Origin of the sequence: Nostoc sp. NMS9, from assembly GCF_017114995.1 — a bacterium.
GTDB lineage: Bacteria > Cyanobacteriota > Cyanobacteriia > Cyanobacteriales > Nostocaceae > Nostoc.
Genome location: NZ_JABXKL010000005.1, coordinates 1 through 16840, shown reverse-complemented (window position 1 = coordinate 16840; position 16840 = coordinate 1). Strand labels below are relative to the sequence as shown.

10 protein-coding genes are annotated in these 16840 nt (G+C 43.5%); 4 read left to right on the top strand and 6 right to left on the bottom strand.

The window, feature by feature from the left end:
• Positions 1 to 144: 144 nt before the first annotated feature.
• Complete coding sequence (locus tag HWQ40_RS02100) at positions 145 to 1740, bottom strand: S8 family serine peptidase (protein WP_292774699.1); 1596 nt, start codon at positions 1738 to 1740, stop codon at positions 145 to 147.
• A gap of 181 nt (positions 1741 to 1921) precedes the next feature.
• On the opposite strand from HWQ40_RS02100, the gene rpe reads away from it, so the two are divergent.
• The gene (gene rpe, locus HWQ40_RS02095; protein WP_292774697.1) at positions 1922 to 2629 is read left to right on the top strand and encodes a ribulose-phosphate 3-epimerase; all 708 of its coding nucleotides are present in this window, start codon (positions 1922 to 1924) and stop codon (positions 2627 to 2629) included.
• An 868-nt stretch (positions 2630 to 3497) separates the two neighbouring features.
• On the opposite strand, the gene HWQ40_RS02090 is transcribed toward rpe, so the two are convergent.
• The 3 genes from HWQ40_RS02090 to HWQ40_RS02080 form a co-directional block, all read right to left on the bottom strand.
• Entirely contained in the window at positions 3498 to 3968 is a 471-nt protein-coding gene (locus HWQ40_RS02090; RefSeq protein WP_292774921.1) for a HetP family heterocyst commitment protein, read from the bottom strand.
• A 1242-nt stretch (positions 3969 to 5210) separates the two neighbouring features.
• Positions 5211 to 5288: a cysteine peptidase family C39 domain-containing protein gene (locus HWQ40_RS02085; RefSeq protein WP_292774920.1), complete on the bottom strand. Its 78-nt coding sequence runs from the start codon at positions 5286 to 5288 to the stop codon at positions 5211 to 5213.
• A gap of 469 nt (positions 5289 to 5757) precedes the next feature.
• Positions 5758 to 8166, bottom strand: coding sequence for a GH116 family glycosyl hydrolase (locus HWQ40_RS02080; protein ID WP_292774695.1), 2409 nt, complete (start codon positions 8164 to 8166; stop codon positions 5758 to 5760).
• A gap of 339 nt (positions 8167 to 8505) precedes the next feature.
• Between HWQ40_RS02080 and HWQ40_RS02075 the strand changes: the two genes are divergently transcribed.
• Complete coding sequence (locus tag HWQ40_RS02075; protein ID WP_292774694.1) at positions 8506 to 11697, top strand: WD40 repeat domain-containing protein; 3192 nt, start codon at positions 8506 to 8508, stop codon at positions 11695 to 11697.
• Positions 11698 to 11809: 112 nt separating this feature from the next.
• Here the strand turns inward: HWQ40_RS02075 and HWQ40_RS02070 are convergent, their stop codons facing one another.
• On the bottom strand, positions 11810 to 11995 hold the full coding sequence (locus HWQ40_RS02070; RefSeq protein ID WP_292774692.1) for a hypothetical protein: 186 nt from the start codon (positions 11993 to 11995) through the stop codon (positions 11810 to 11812).
• Between the two features lie 167 nt (positions 11996 to 12162).
• Between HWQ40_RS02070 and HWQ40_RS02065 the strand changes: the two genes are divergently transcribed.
• Positions 12163 to 12636, top strand: a complete 474-nt coding sequence (locus HWQ40_RS02065; RefSeq protein ID WP_292774691.1) for a hypothetical protein — start codon at positions 12163 to 12165, stop codon at positions 12634 to 12636.
• Between the two features lie 367 nt (positions 12637 to 13003).
• Here the strand turns inward: HWQ40_RS02065 and HWQ40_RS02060 are convergent, their stop codons facing one another.
• Positions 13004 to 13381: a CU044_2847 family protein gene (locus tag HWQ40_RS02060; RefSeq protein ID WP_292774690.1), complete on the bottom strand. Its 378-nt coding sequence runs from the start codon at positions 13379 to 13381 to the stop codon at positions 13004 to 13006.
• A 67-nt stretch (positions 13382 to 13448) separates the two neighbouring features.
• Here HWQ40_RS02060 and HWQ40_RS02055 point away from each other — a divergent pair.
• Positions 13449 to 16840: caspase family protein (locus tag HWQ40_RS02055; protein ID WP_292774689.1), on the top strand; the 3392-nt coding region annotated here is incomplete at its 3' end.

Below are 16840 nucleotides of genomic sequence, written 5' to 3'. Positions count from 1 at the left end.
GCTACGTAATCATAAAATAACCACTTCTGTTAGGTTTTTATAGATTGAATAACGTTTCTCAGAGGCACGAAATCTCGTTCCCATACGGAGCATGGGAACGAGAAAAACGCTGTAATTTTACACAGATATTTGTGCTGTCCTATTTCAATTAATAGGTACACTCCACCAAGCTAAACTGTAGGGTTGAGTCGCTTCATTGAGCTTTTGACGAAACTGGACACGGATTTTGTAATTTCCAGTAACAGTAACGGGGCAGAAAATATGTTCTACACTATCAATTTGGCTGATTGAGGAGCAAACAGCACCAGCATCAGAATTTTGAGCATCAGCTTTGACCAAGTAGAGGTCGAGATTATTCAAACCGCGATCGCGAAAATTTTCGCCTACGTCATATTGCTGGTTTTTATTTTTATCGTTGAGTTCCACCAATCGATCCCAACTCAGGGTGACAGCAACAAAACTTCCCTGCTTTAACGGTTTTGCTAATATATAGTCAACAGATGCTCCAACATCAACTGTGCGATAATCCCAACCAATAGCCGGCACCGCAGTTGATGCCTGCCATTGACCAGCACTAAATTGCTGATAAGCGCGAAATACATTCAAATGACCCGCTCCCATTTGGGCATCCAAGGGAATCTTTGGATCTTTGTAAGCATCAGAATCTAGCCAGTTTTGATTTTGCTTATCAATTAGCGTCCGAGTCATTCCCAACCGTAAGCCATCGCCGCTATCTAGAAGTTTGTCTGCTGAATTCAGCAATACAGCTTTCATCACTTGATGACGCCGAGAATCAATGCTCCAGTGGGGTTGTTTTGTCCGCATCTGTCGGTCAGCAAGTTCCTGCAACAGAGCAACAGTAGCTGTAACTTGAGGTGCTGCAAAACTTGTACCTGTAACCTTGTTCAATTTGCCATCTGGATTGAGCAAAGGAATATTATTTCCAGGAGCAACTAAACTGATAGCGCGACGCCCATCAAGGTCAAATTCCCTTCCAGCGAGTCTTCCATTCACCCCTTGGTTAACACCCGCCAGATTCGCCACATCTACTTTGTTAAAAACTCCACCTCGGCGCGATGAAAAAGCCACATTTATTCCGTTAAAATTATCTGTAGGAATAGGAATACCGCCTTTACCCTGGTTGCCAGCGATCGCATACAAAACATCATGAGCGCGACTAGACCAGTCAACACATAAAGTTAGTAAAGCATTGCCGTCTAAAGTAGCTTCCGGTCGAGGATCGCGGCTCAGAGGTTCCCCAAAGCTAAAGTTAATCGCACGGACATCGCCACCATTTTGGAGCGCTATGTGCTGTGCCGATAAGCACTCCTCTGGCTGACCCATATTTTTAGTCGAACCCACCGCTGATGAATACAATCGCGCTCCCGGCGCAACTCCTGGCAAAGCTTTGTCTTGACTCACCATCACACCAGCAACATTGTAGGCGTGGGGGTCAACACCAGTATTAGACTTAGCTGGGCCATTGCGTAAGAAAACCGCTGCTAAAGATATGGCACGATTTTTAGACACTGCCTTATCCCATCCAAACATTCCCGGTCGGCCAATTTCCACTTGACCAATAGCAATCTTACGACCGATTAAATTATAAGGAGGTTTGTGTAACTTCAGAGCATCAATGCCATTAGTTCCTAGTGCAGATTCTAAAGCTGAAGCAATTACCGGCGCACTCAGACAAGAAGCAGTTAATCCCCAAAATATCCAAGTTAGTTTTTTAGTCATTAGTTATTAGTCATTGGTCATTAGTCATTGGTCATTAGTCATTGGTCATTAGTCATTGGGCATTGGGTATAGGTTATTCTCCTTGTCCCCACTCCCCAAAAAACCGGGATCAAAATTATGAGTCTTGTTCAATGTTTTGTTACAATGCGTACAGACGAGGACGCTTAAAAATCCACTAGCCATGACCCAAAACCTATCTCAAAAGCCCATTGTAATTGCTCCATCTATCCTATCAGCCGATTTTAGTCGTCTGGGTGACGAAATTCGCGCCATAGACGCGGCTGGAGCAGATTGGATTCATGTTGATGTCATGGACGGTCGTTTTGTACCTAATATTACGATAGGCCCTCTGATTGTGGAGGCGATTCGTCCGATTACAACCAAGCCACTGGATGTCCATTTGATGATTGTGGAGCCAGAAAAGTATGTAGAGGATTTTGCTAAGGCGGGTGCCGATCATATCACCGTACACTGCGAACATAATGCTTCTCCACACCTGCACCGCACCTTGGGGCAAATTAAAGAGCTTGGTAAGAAAGCTGGAGTTGTACTTAATCCTGGCAGCCCTCTAGAACTAATTGAATACGTTTTAGATTTGTGCGATTTAGTACTAATTATGAGCGTCAACCCTGGTTTTGGTGGTCAAAGCTTTATCCCTGGTATATTACCCAAAATCCGCAAGCTACGCCAAATGTGTGATGAACGTGGTCTTGACCCGTGGATTGAAGTAGATGGGGGACTGAAGGCAAATAATACCTGGCAAGTTTTGGAAGCGGGAGCCAATGCGATCGTCGCCGGTTCAGCTGTGTTTAACGCAAAAGATTATACTGAGGCTATTACAGCAATTCGCAACAGCAAGAGTCCTACTCCAGAATTAGCTAAGGTTTAATTCGTTTTTTAATTAACCAATCATTAAACATGGAAGTGAAAAAGAATGTAGAGACGTAGCGGTGCTACGTCTCTACAAGGGTTATAGATTAATTTCACCCTAGTCTTCACAAAAAATAAGGTGGGCAAATTGCCTACCTTATTTATTTTTATATACAGATAAAAAACTGGAAGCTATTCAAGTTTTGAACTTCCAGTAGTTGTATATAAATTGAAAGTTTAGAAACCAAAGATAATCCAGGTTAGGAGGACTAGGATTACAATAGTCGAAAGAGAAGCGTATGAGCTACTAGTTCTACCAGCCAAGGACAATAATTTCACCGTAACTTTTCTATTTCCGTTCCTGGAATTGATGTTAAGCGTTTGCTTTATTAACTAAAGCAACACCAACCACAGGATAGAAAGTTTTATCACCATTACTTGCACCGTCTGCAGTCAGTGAAAGCTGTGTAAAATTTGGATTGGGGGAATCCACCTTCCCAAATTATCTGTGCTCAGACTTCCTCAGAAAAAGAACCACCAGTAGCAACGGTTGGATTATTGGTCTTGGTCTAGGAGTTATTTACTCCATGAAATGCTGACTACTTTTGTAATCAGTTTGATTTATTTCATAGTTAGAACTAATCGTTGATTTTATTTTTTAAATTAACTTGCTTGCCAAATCACCTCTATTTTAGTTTAAATTGTAGTTGTTATTAGTTTACCAATATCATTAGTATATATTTGCCATTTTGGCAGATTTTTGCAAAATACTATCAAATTAATGACTGCGATAGAAAACCTGTCATGCTATAAATTTCAAATTAGCATAACAGGCTTTCAGATAATCAATCAACTTTAGAACAGAATCTATTGATTCCAAATACTTTTTAATTGAATCCACAGGATTTCAAGGAAATGTCTTGAACATTTTCTGGTTTTAATGGCGATTTGCTTGATTGATGTTCGTTAATTTGCTGTGTCAATCTCTGGTCTAAACTACCAGCACAGATTTCTGCTTTTTGCTTTCTAACTACTTCTAGATAAGCTACGTCTTTAATTTTGCTTAAGCAGCTTGATGGCACATTATTATCAGACTGGGAATCATGAGCATGTTTCAGCATTTTTAGATTTTCACTTTGCTGTTGTTTTGTCCTATCTGCTTGAGAGTTCTCTTTGAGCAATCGATTGTAGGTGCGATATGGAATGTAATGGAGAGGATTATAACCACCAAATCGCAGCATTAAAACACATGCCCAGGAATACTTTCCAGCAAGAATTGCTTCAACTACTTTGTCAAACTGTTGAGCTTTCACTGTCTTATCTAAGTTACTACTAATACCAGCAATGTCTTGATTCATCATAGTGTTTAGTTGTTTGGGGTGAAGTAAACTATTTTCTTCTCTGCGATTGTTGATGTTTCAATTGAGGTGTACAGACTGCACTAGCCTTTTTGCAAATCTTGAATTGCTTATGGCAAAATATCAGCAATGGAGCGGTGTTTGATGTTTACAAGGGATAAAAATCCATAAGTAAATAAATTTTCTTGGCTCACACGCTTATATTTCTTACTACTGTTGAATTAGGCAATTTCCGGGAAGTTTGCATATTTTTTTAGACTAAGAGAGAAAATATATTTATCTTTGAGCATTAACAACACCAGTCGTATTTATACTATTTTTTGTCGTTAATGTCATCTACTAATCTAGTATATTTATAGGTCAAATTTACTGAATATATTCCGATACTTACTTGTGTATTGTGCAGCTTTTAGTTTTGTCCTCCTTTGCTAATTCTTGAGGGGTGTTACCCCTCACCCGATATGATTTTAAAACCTTTATTATTGTCGAGTGACTAGAAAACAATACCATTAAATAGAATGTAAAACAACTTGCAAAAATATTAGGTAATAGAGAATAAAATCGTTCACAGCTATAGGATTGAACCTATTTTTCAATAAGTTCGATTAGACGATAATACTTATTAGACTTGTCTTTATTGGTTTGCAAAAACTACGGCTTTAGCGTATCTAAATATAATCGCTGTCAACCGCTCGTAAAAATTTCATAATGATCAGCCAGTAATCATAAAATAGACCAGTTGTAAAATCAAATTACTGGTTAGTGATAATATAGTTATAAAGAGCCTTCGCTGAGTCAAGAAAAAGTCCGCAAATGGATAACTTTACTCAAAATAATGTAGCAGGCTAAGTCTGTAGAATATTAGAGAATTTAAGAATAGGTATAAAGCTAATCAACACAAAATATTATTAAGTTGATTCAGCAGTGATTTATATATGTATGAATATCTAACAAATTTATAAAATTGAGATTACAAATGTAGTAGTAATTAGGCTAAATGGTGGTAAAAGCTCAAAAATCAATATGCGATCGCCTTTATCTCTCCAGACAACTACACAATGAATTACTTGACAATGAGCTATCCAAGAGTTATAGTATGAGTCCACCTTACTTAGACTAGTCCTCACTGATAGCGCTTCATATCCTGCAAGTTTGGGCTGCTTCTACTAAAGGCTGGTGAAATGCACATGTAAGATTTACTGGCGTTAAGTTACGCAAACTGTAGGGGTTTAAGCGTATGCCCTAGTGTTGGCTAATCATTGCTAAACACGCAACGCCACAATCTGATAAACTTTGCTGTTGAGTTAAAGGAATAGGCACGTCATAACCTAGCTTTTAATTGTGAACGTAGTCTGGAACTATTAGCAATATTTATAGCTAAAGCTAGTAATATTTGCATTTTTTGAAACATTAGTCTTAAATTCTCAATGCTTCAACTCTTACCATTACTGAAATTTTCCTTCGCTTCCGGAAACACTCGGAAAATAAAATCACAAATCTAAAGTCTGCTTTCTCAGATGAAGACAGGTTAAGTTTGGTAAAGACGCACATCTGTCATAGGTATCAACTTAAGGTAGAAGTTAGCTAAGAGTAAGGGTTCTAGGGTTGCCCTCATCCCCTAACCCCTTCTCCCAATATGGGAGAAGGGGAACTGGAGAATTTCCTTCCTTCTGCTAATTTTTGGAGAAGGGCTGGGGGTAAAACTCATACAGTCAGAAAATTTCAGCTTAAGTTGACACCAATAACATCTACGTGTGTTGCTCAAAACGAGAACCGCTTTGATAGTCAATCAATTAATAACTAAGTAAATTCCCCAAATCGCCATTGGCCGCAGGTAAGTGCTAGCGCGAAAAGTTCCAGTTGCGGTGATAGCTTCCGGCGTGCGAAATTGCAGACCATTTTCATAAATTTGCTGCACCACAGCTTGCGTCAACTTCAACGCTTCATCTTTCATTCCCATCTGCACGAGAAAAGCCGCCAGCCCAAAGTTTATCCCCGTCCAAACTTCTAAGGGATGAGTAGCTTTGGGATTTTCTGGTGAACCATCACGACGAACACCATTAGCAGCACCAAACTCACCATTGCAGAATTTCAAAAAGCAAGCGTCATAAACAGTTTTCAGAGCAGAAAGGACGCGATCGCTCGGTACAATATCAGGTAAGTCCAGCAGACGAGCGTAGAATTGTCCGCACAATTGATCTGCCATTACCACATCGGAACCACTTTTACTATCAAGGCGGTAATATTCCCCATTCCAGAGTTTTTCTTGGTAAATAGGAAGAGATTGTTGTAACCAAGTTTCATAAGTGGATTTTTGCGCCGTCAACTCCGTTGTGTTACCTGTCTGGTAAGTTAATAAAATATCGCTAATTGCGATCGCAGCCTCTAACGCCGCCAACCACAACCCCCCACAATAGGCGCTGACTCCTTGTAACCGCCAATCATCAAAAGTTTGGTCGGGCGCACCAGAATTTTCAGGAATCCCATCGCCGTCGAGGTCAAAAGTTTTCAGGTAGTCGAGGGTTTGAACGATCGCATTCCAACAATCTGCCAGAAATTCTACATCGTCAGCACCCGTGAGCAAAAAATCACGGTATACTTGCAAGACAAAATCACTACCTAAATCTTTCCATAAATTACAGTCTTGATAGCTGGTGTAGTTAGTTTTCTCCCAGACGTGTTCATTCGGTGCGCCTAAATCGTGGGGTGTTGCACCTGCAACTTTGCGAACTGCAATCGGGCTTTCTGCCTTAATTGTCATATAATAGCCAATTATTCGGGGAGTATCATCACCTTGAGGAATCGCCCGTGCAAATGCCCGCATTACCGACTTTTCTAATTCTGGAAATAGCATCACCAGGGCAAAAGAGCCATACAAGCGCACATCTAGACTTTCATACCAACGGTAATCTAAGCACTCCAGCACCGCAAACTGACCGATGGGGTTAAGTTCTGACGCTGCACTCCAGAGAGTACCGCCGCTGGTAAGGTCATAAAGCTCATTAAATAAAGCCATTTTAAACCAGTTGGGTAAATCTTCCCGGTCGAGAATGGGTTTTTGCCAACTTTGAATTTGCGATCGCCAGGTTTGGTATTCTTGTAACGCAGTCGATGCGATCGCCCAAGCGTTGTTTCCATTTTTACTAAAAAAGTCTGTATATCTGCGGTAATAGTTAACTCCAGCCGCAAATTCTGTGATCGGCAAATCCCAAGCGAGGACAAAGGGAATTTCGAGAGTTTCACCTGGTTGAAGAGTGAAACGGATTGCGATCGCAGCCCCGATTTGTGTATTCTCTGTTGCTGGAGTAGTATCAACATAATTAGGCAAAGAGCCATCTTGGGCAAAGCTTTCCCATATTTCCTCACCCGTACCTTCAGGATTCCAGCGGCTGTGGTGAAATACTTCCACTTGGGGATGTTTCAGCGTCGCAATACACCAAGTTCCATCGCCTTCTTGCAAAGGTTCATCACTATCAACCCGACCTAAAACACAGCCAAACTGTTGTGTATTTTCAACTATCTGGTTGTAGTTTCCTTGACTTTCGCCCCAGCGCAGTTGGTATTCGTAAACCGGACTACCATCATCGCGCACCCGCACTTCGGGAGATTTGAGAGCATTTGTAAACCAGCCCACCATATTTCGCCAAGTGAGCATAATGCTGAGAGTAATCGGTGCATCTGTGGAATTATGAGCATTCCAGAGGAATATTGCTACAGGGTAGCTAGTTTCTTGGTAATTACCTGCCCAGACTGGGGAAAATTGCTCACAAGTCAACTGTGCTTGAAATACATTTTCATACACAAACCAGCTACGTGGATATAGCGCGTGATAATTGCCCGTCCCCTCTGTGTCGGGAGTTGTTGGATACCATTGCCACGCTTTGAGAGTACCATCATCGGGCGCTTGGGTAGACAAAGCGTAGGTTTGGGAAGATGTACTATTGGATTCAAACACACTGAATTGACAAGCGGGAACGTTTTTGAAGGTATGCTCACCGCCGTCGATGTGCCACAGGTTAAAGTCTCCCCGTGAAGAACGACCGATGCAACCTGCACCAAAGCCGCCTAAAGGCATACCATGCCAAGGGCCATCATCAATATTACTTGCATAGCGAACGGTATAAGGTTTATCCCAGCCTAAGCCGATGGGACGGCTCCAAGTGCAAGAGGGAATTTTCGGAGAGAGTTGATTTGTCATCGCCTAATGTTACAGCGTGCAGTTACGTCAATGAAGACTAGCGCGATGTGAGATTTTTCTCAAGGTAGTGGCACGGTAATGCCCATTGGTGTCAACTTAAGCTGAAATTTAACTGGTCGTAGCCCGCCCTTAGACATCGCTCCCGTAATTACTACCGGACTACAAGGTATAGAGCTTATCCCAGTCACTAAGACTTTAATATTGTGCTTCTACCGCGTATTGCTCAACCGCTACTGGAATTTTAAATCTAGAGTTTTTAACTCTAGTGGGTAAATCACTAGTTAATTTGGGTATTTTAAAGCACAGAGGTAATTTTCTCAATAGTTTTAACAAAACAAGATGACACAATACGCCCTTGTGGTTGAAATTGCTCAGAATGACAACAGTTTAGGCAGCCTGACTAAACTTATTAATGATGCAGAGGCTGTGGTTAACACAGAAAAATTTTTGCTGGTGGTAGATGAGTTCGAGAAAGTATTTACAGTTTGTATAGATAAGGAAGAACGGCAGAGATTTATTGAACTACTGACTGGGGTAGTAGAGATTCATGATTCGCGGTTAGCAGTTGTAATTACTATGCGAGGTGATTTTCTTGAATCCTCTTTAGATAATCCTTCTCTGACTCACCTGATTCAAACCCAGGCAGTTGTTATACCACCTTTAACTGGAGTTGATTTAAAGGAGACAATCGCGAAACCTGCCAAGCTTCAGGTTCATAGTGTTGAAGAAGCAGGAGTATTAAAAATTCTCCAAAATCTTCAACAAGAACCAGGGAGTTTGCCATTGTTAGAGTTTGCCTTAACTAAACTCTGGGAGAAACGCGAGCAAAAGAAACATCAACTTACCCAAGAAGAGTATGAGAAGTTGGGAGGATTAACTGCGGTGTTAAATCTCCATGCAGAAAATGTTTATCACTACCAAGATTATGAGCAAGAATCCCCAACTCAAGAACGCACTCAGCAAGAGAAAGAATGGATTAAGCAGATTTTTCTGCGGTTAGTGCGAACGGGAGAAGGAGAAAAGGATAGCCGACTGCACCAACCAAAAGCCACATTATTAAATATTGCAGGTGATGATGCCAATCAACAGCAACAACTTAGTGAGTTGCTAGATGGTGAAGCAGGATTAGTTAAGGGACGCTTATTAGTTACCAGGAAAGATGAAAAAGGAGAAGTCTGGATTGATTTAGCCCATGAAGCTTTAATTGAAAGTTGGCAGCAGTTTGCCCAGTGGCGACAACAAGACCGAGACTTGCGACCGTTGAGCGATACATTAGAAAATACCCGACGGGAATGGTTGAACGAAAGACCGGATGACAAATATTTAATGCAAAAGGGATTGCTGGCCCAAGTGAGGGATAGCTGGCAACAATTGCAGCCCCATTTGCAATCACCCCAACAAGATGAAAATTTTTACCAGCGCAGCGATGCCAATGACAAAGACCGGATTGCTGAGATGGAAAGGGTGCTTACTGAATCTCAGTTGCGAGAGAAAGCGGCTAGAGTAGACGATTTATTGCCCTTACAACCGCTAGATAGTCTAGTTTTGGCAATTCAAGCTATGGGGGAGAATCAAGAGAAACTACCCCAGCAGATTCTTGCACCAGTTCAGAACAGTTTGAATCGGGTGGTGAATAAAGCAAGAGTCTCGATTCCCTTCTGTGGTCATGAGGGTAATGTCTCTTCTGTCGCCATCAGCGCTGATGGGCAGACGATTGTTAGTGGTGGTAGTGACGGTACAGTCAGGTTGTGGAACCTGCAAGGTCTTTCCTTAGCTGAACCTTTGCGTGGTCATCAGGGTAATGTCAATTCTGTCGCCATCAGCGCTGATGGGCAGACGATTGTTAGTGGTGGTAGTGACGGTACAGTCAGGTTGTGGAACCTGCAAGGTCTTTCCTTAGCTGAACCTTTGCGTGGTCATCAGGGTAATGTCAATTCTGTCGCCATCAGCGCTGATGGGCAGACGATTGTTAGTGGTGGTAGTGACGGTACAGTCAGGTTGTGGAACCTGCAAGGTCTTTCCTTAGCTGAACCTTTGCGTGGTCATCAGGGTAATGTCAATTCTGTCGCCATCAGCGCTGATGGGCAGACGATTGTCAGTGGCGGTGCCGATGGTATGGTGCGGTTGTGGAACCGCCAAGGTCTTCCCTTAGCTAAACCATTGCGTGGACATAAAAATGATGTCTCTTCTGTCGCCATCAGTGCCGATGGGCAGACGATTGTCAGTGGTGGTGCCGATGGTATGGTGCGGTTGTGGAATTACCAAGGTCTTCTCTTGGCTGAACCTTTGTATGGTCATGAGGGTAATGTGAGGTCTGTGGCCATCAGCGCCAATGGACAGAACATTGTCAGTGGCGGTGCTGATGGTACGGTGCAGTTGTGGAATCGCCAAGGTCTTTCCTTAGCTGAACCTTTGCGTGGTCATGAGGGTAATGTTAGGTCTGTGGCCATCAGCACTGATGGGCAGACGATTGTCAGTGGCAGTGATGGCGGCACTGTGCGGTTGTGGAATCGCCAAGGTCTTCCCTTAACTGAACCTTTGCGTGGTCATGAGGGTAATGTTAGGTCTGTTGCTATCAGTACTAATGGGCAGACAATTGTCAGTGGTAGTACTGACGGCACGGTGCGCTTTTGGAACCACCAAGGTCTGACCTCAGCGGAACCTTTGCGTGGTCATAAGGGTTGGGTCTATTCTGTCGCTATCAGCGCCGATGGTGAGACGATTGTTAGTGGCGGTACTGACGGCACGGTGCGGTTGTGGAACCTGCAAGGTCTTCCCTTAGCTGAACCTTTGTGTGGTCATGAGGGTTGGGTCTATTCTGTCGCTATCAGTACCGATGGGCAGACGATTGTCAGTGGTGGTAGTGACGGCACGGTGCGCTTGTGGAACCTGCAAGGTCTTCTCTTAGCTGAACCTTTGCGTGGTCATCAGGGTTATGTCAATTCTGTCGCCATCAGTGCCGATGGGCAGACGATTGTTAGTGGCGGTGATGACGGCACTGTGCGGTTGTGGAATCGTCAAGGTCTTGCCTTAGCTGAACCTTTGCCTGGTCATGAGGGTTTTGTCAATTCTGTCGCCATCAGCACCGATGGGCAGACGATTGTTAGTGGTGGTACTGATGGCACTGTACGGTTGTGGAATCTGCAAGCTCTTGCCTTAGCTGAACCTTTGCGTGGTCATAAAGGTTGGGTCTATTCTGTCGCCATTAGCGCCGATGGGCAGACGATTGTTAGCGGCGGTGATGACGGCACTGTGCGGTTGTGGAATCTGCAAGGTCTTCCCTTGGCTGAACCTTTACGTGGTCATGAGGGTTGGGTTTATTCTGTTGCCATTAGCGCCGATGGGCAGACAATTGTTAGCGGCGGTAAAGATGGCACTGTGCGTTTGTGGCGCGGTGACTGGCGTGCATGGTTGCAAGTCTGTTGTGACAGATTACGTTACCATCCCGTCTTCACCAATCCGCAAACAGAGGAAGCAAAAGCTGCCTGCGAAACCTGCCAAAAATATGTTTGGAGTAAAGTCAGTGGGTAAAAACGCGGCATTGCCGTACCTCTAAGAAGGTCTGTACTCGACTCAATTGCAAACGGCTATCAAAGCAGTAGGTAAAAAGAGGAGAATACGAAAAAGAGACTTATTATCTTCACTATTTAGGCTCAGAACTCCAGTTTTCTCCTTCAAAATTTGGAGGTTCATGCTCAAAACTCGGAATTTTATGTTCACAACTGCAACAGCCGAGATCCAAGGGTAATACCAATTCAATTAATGATTGCAACACATCCTTGGGTAAAGACGCGATGAATCGCGTCTCTACAAATGGTCTATTTGTCACATTCTTTTTTAAAATTGGTATAAATTATGGTGAGTGAAAGGCTTAGGCGTAACCCGTACTTTGACGAAACTCACCTTTTGAACTTGGAATTTTTATTGGTGTTATTGAAATTTAAATTGTATATGTGGGCACTCTAAAATTAAGCAACATACTGGAGACTAATTTCTATGTCCACAGCCCCAATTAGTGCAACACTAGCGCAATCAGATAGAGATGCTGTGTTACAAGCGATCGCTACAATAAAAGACAAATTACCATTTTTGATTGATTTAAGTAACGAGGAGCGTAAAGCTTTACCCAAGATGGGAGATAAAAGCCGCGCCTTTGTCAGCAAAGCATTGGAAGTAGCGACACAGAACCCAGAGTTTTTGCCGCGATCGTTTGACCTCGATGAGATGCGGAAAGACGTACAATTATTTGAAGCTTTGTATCCAGTATTGCTGTCTTTGTCACAATTACAAGAGTTGCTGGATGATACATCTATAGCAGTGGGCAGTGAAGCTTATGCAGCCGCGTTGCAGGTGTATAACTATGCCAAAGCTAGTGGACAAGGCGCTGGTTTAGATGGAGTAGTTGAGGAAATGGGGCAAAGGTTCGCCCGTAAATCTCGGAAATCCAAGCCTCAAGCAGCAGTGTTGTAGAAAATAGCTTCAACATTGCACTTCTTAGGTGCAATATTGAAGCTAAGAACTCGGATGTTGGAGTAAATTGCTCGGCGTTCCGAGTTCTGAACTCGAAGCTTCAACCTCAGAACATGGAATTTCGAGATGAGAAGACGAAACTTGAAGCTCTGAACAGCAACGTCCGAGATCCAAAGGTGAATGATGGTGAGTGGAGGGCGATGGCTCCCCTTTTTAACTCGGAACTTCGTGCTTTGAACAGCAACATCCGAGATTCAAGGGTAAATTATGGTTAATGAAAGGCGTAGACGTAGCCCATCAAAGACATCGCTTCCATAATGTTTCGCATAGCTGAAGGTATAAAGCTCATCGCTGCTAAAGCAAAACCTCAAGTACTGGAATTTTGCTTGTTTTCAGGAAACTTACACTTCACCTCAATTTCAAAATTACTCTCCGCCGAACCTTCAGTTACGAAGGGGATACCAGTTTTTCCGCCGATCTTCAAGCCAAACTTCAGAGTCACCTCTTCGACTTCAGCAGCACCTAAATTTTTAAAAGCGCCAATGGCATATTTGGTATAAGCTCGAATTTGATGGTGAACTTCCTCAATCTTGACAAATGCATCTTCCCGAAAGCCGTAGGATTCTTTCTCTTCATCAACCTCCGGTGTGACAACTTCTGGTATATTTGGTGTTTCCTTTGACTCGAACAGAATTGTATAGATTTCCCCGTCTTCTTCAAAGACTAAACGTTCTATGTTCGACATCAAGCCCTCAGATTTTAGGTGTATTTACGTTATCTTATTCTGTAACAGACAACTTAAATATGTATAGATGGCTCGTTACGCGCTTGTTGTTGGCATTACAGATTATACAAATCAGCTTTCCAACCTCACAAAACCAGCTACGGATGCAGAAGCGGTGGAACGAGTACTAAAAGCGCATGGTGATTTTGAGGATATTGCTGTTCTCAAAGGGAAAGTTAGTACAACTAAGTTGGCTGAAGCTTTCAAAACACTTTTGCAACAACAAGCAGTTAAAAACGAAGCGTTAATTTACTTTACAGGGCATGGCATCACCGTATCTGACAGCTTAGGAACACAACAAGCATATCTAGCAACCTCTGACTTGACAGTTGTCACTCAAGGCAATCAGATTATTGAGCAAACAGGCGGGATTAGTCTTCTGAGCCTGAACAATTTAATTAGAGACTCCGACTTGAGTAGTCTAGTAGTGCTATTAGATTGCTGTCATAGTGGTGAATTTTTAGAACGCAATCTCATCGAAAAAACTCTTACTGCCTTTATTTCACAGCGCGATTACTACTTTGTTGCTGCTTGCAGAGGTTTTCAACAAGCCTATGCCAAAAAAAACGCACAACACAGTATTTTTACAACAGCTTTGCTGGCTGGTTTGTCACCAGAGAACACCAATGATCATGGAAAAGTGACAGGCGATCGCCTCTTCGATATACTTGCCACAAAACTTAAAAGCAGTGGTCAAGAACCAATCCGCATGGGTTGGGGGCGTTCCATTACTCTAATTACCCACAAAAATCAAACACAAGCTCAAACCTTTGAGGTAAAAGATGAATGTCCTTACCAAGGTTTAAAAGCCTTTGAAGCGGAACAAAAACAGTTTTTCTTTGGGCGCAAGCAGGTAGTAAGGAAGATTCTGGAGAAACTGGCACTAAAGCCCTTTGTTCCGATTATTGGCGCTTCCGGGAGTGGTAAATCTTCTGTGGTTCAGGCGGGTTTGATTCCAGAATTAGATGATAGTGTCTGGCAAATTTTACCGCCAATCAAGCCGGGATTTCAGCCTTTGCAGGAATTGCGAGGAGTTCTGAAAGCATTTTTTCCAGGAGCGAGAAAAGAAAAATTGCTTTGGGAGTTGATTACTAATGAAGCGAATCCTTTACCTGTAATTTTGGATCATCTCACTGGTGCAGAAAAATTTTTATTGGTAGTAGATCAGTTTGAGGAACTATTTACTGTCTCTGTTGCTGAAGAAAAGCAGAGATTTATTGAATTGCTGACTCAGGTAGTAGAGATGACCGATTCGCGGTTGAAAGTTGTGATTACCATGCGATCGGATTTTCTCGAACCATGTTCAGACTATCTGTCTTTAAATAAATTGATTGAAAATCAGCTTGTTTTGATGCTGCGTATCACTGGTGTTGATTTAAAAGAGACAATAACCGAACCTGCTAAACTTCAAGGTCATAGTGTTGAAGAAAGACTAGTACTAAAAATTTTAGAAGATGTTGGTAAAGAACCAGGATACTTGCCGTTGATGGAGTTTGCTTTAACTAGACTCTGGGAAAAACGTGACCAACAAAAGCATCAACTCACCCTAGAACAGTATGAAAACTTCCAAGGATTGACAGGGGCGCTAAATCTTCATGCAGAAAATGTTTATCTTTACGAAGATTATCAGCAAGATTCCCCGACTCAAGAACGAAATGAACAAGAGAAAGACTGGATTAAGCAAATTTTCCTGCGATTAGTGCGGACGGGAGAGGGAGAAAAGGATACGCGACAGCGCCAACCAAAAGCTGAACTGTTAGCCATTGCTGGTAATGAGCAAGAAAAGCAGGAAGCATTAAGTGAATTGGTAGATGAAGGATTGGTGAAAGGACGTTTGCTGGTAGCTGGGAAAGATGAACAAGAAAAAGCGTGGATTGATTTAGCCCATGAAGCCTTAATTGAGGGTTGGGAGAGGTTTTGGGAGTGGCGACAACAAGACCGAGACTTACGGCGGTTACATGATAAATTAGCCGATGCTTTGCGAGAGTGGTTGCATAAAAAGAAAGATGAACAATACCTCATGCAAAAAGGATTGTTAGCAGAGGTGCAGAACAATTGGGAAAAGTTAAAGCCTAATTTATCATCTCAAGCCAAGGACTTTTATCAGCTCAGCCTTGCTTATGAAGAAGAACGGAGTGCCGAACGGCAAGTTGCTCACAGAGTCCGCGTTGAAAAGTTTTTGCAAGACAAAACAGCAATTATCAAGAACATACTCCCTGTCCAACCTCTCACAGCTTCGGTTATGGCAATACAAGTCATAGGTGAGAATCTGGAGAAAATGCCAGAGCAAATTCTCACTCCAGTTCAGAATAGCCTGCAACAAGCGATGGAGGTCTTAACTCCTTTCTGTAGTCATCAGGGTAGGGTGAATTCTGTCGCCATTAGCCCGGATGGGCAGACCATTGTCAGTGGCGGTGAAGACGGCACAGTCCGGTTGTGGAATTTCCAAGGTCAGCCCTTGGCTGAACCCTTCGGTGGTAATCAGCGTAGGGTGAATTCTGTCGCCATTAGCCCGGATGGGCAGACCATTGTCAGTGGCGGTGAAGACGGCACAGTCCGGTTGTGGAATTTCCAAGGTCAGCCCTTGGCTGAACCCTTCGGTGGTGAGCAGGGTAGGGTCTATTCTGTCGCCATTAGCCCGGATGGGCAGACGATTGTCAGTGGCGGTGATGACGGCACAGTGCGGTTGTGGAATTTCCAAGGTCAGCCCTTGGCTGAACCCTTCGGTGGTAATCAGCGTAGGGTGAATTCTGTCGCCATTAGCCCGGATGGGCAGACCATTGTCAGTGGGGGTGATGACGGCAGAGTCCGGTTGTGGAATTTCCAAGGTCAGCCCTTGGCTGAACCCTTCGGTGGTAATCAGCGTAGGGTGAATTCTGTCGCCATTAGCCCGGATGGGCAGACCATTGTCAGTGGGGGTGATGACGGCAGAGTCCGGTTGTGGAATTTCCAAGGTCAGCCCTTGGCTGAACCCTTCGGTGGTAATCAGCGTAGGGTGAATTCTGTCGCCATTAGCCCGGATGGGCAGACCATTGTCAGTGGGGGTGATGACGGCAGAGTCCGGTTGTGGAATTTCCAAGGTCAGCCCTTGGCTGAACCCTTCGGTGGTTATCAGGGTAGGGTCTATTCTGTCGCCATTAGCCCGGATGGGCAGACGATTGTCAGTGGGGGTGATGACGGCAGAGTCCGGTTGTGGAATTTCCAAGGTCAGTCCTTGGCTGAACCCTTCCGTGGTTATCAGGGTAGGGTCTATTCTGTCGCCATTAGCCCGGATGGGCAGACGATTGTCAGTGGCGGTGATGACGGTAGAGTGCGGTTGTTGTGGAATTTCCAAGGTCAGCCCTTGGCTGAACCCTTCCGTGGTGATCAGGGTAGGGTCTATTCTGTCGCCATTAGCCCGGATGGGCAGACGATTGTCAG

What these genes read in the sequence shown, in the direction of transcription:
- HWQ40_RS02100 (WP_292774699.1), bottom strand. Translation starts at nt 1,740, where the DNA reads ATGACTAAAAAACTAACTTGGATATTTTGGGGATTAACTGCTTCTTGT.
- rpe (WP_292774697.1), top strand. Translation starts at nt 1,922, where the DNA reads ATGACCCAAAACCTATCTCAAAAGCCCATTGTAATTGCTCCATCTATC.
- HWQ40_RS02090 (WP_292774921.1), bottom strand. Translation starts at nt 3,968, where the DNA reads ATGAATCAAGACATTGCTGGTATTAGTAGTAACTTAGATAAGACAGTG.
- HWQ40_RS02080 (WP_292774695.1), bottom strand. Translation starts at nt 8,166, where the DNA reads ATGACAAATCAACTCTCTCCGAAAATTCCCTCTTGCACTTGGAGCCGT.
- HWQ40_RS02075 (WP_292774694.1), top strand. Translation starts at nt 8,506, where the DNA reads ATGACACAATACGCCCTTGTGGTTGAAATTGCTCAGAATGACAACAGT.
- HWQ40_RS02065 (WP_292774691.1), top strand. Translation starts at nt 12,163, where the DNA reads ATGTCCACAGCCCCAATTAGTGCAACACTAGCGCAATCAGATAGAGAT.
- HWQ40_RS02060 (WP_292774690.1), bottom strand. Translation starts at nt 13,381, where the DNA reads ATGTCGAACATAGAACGTTTAGTCTTTGAAGAAGACGGGGAAATCTAT.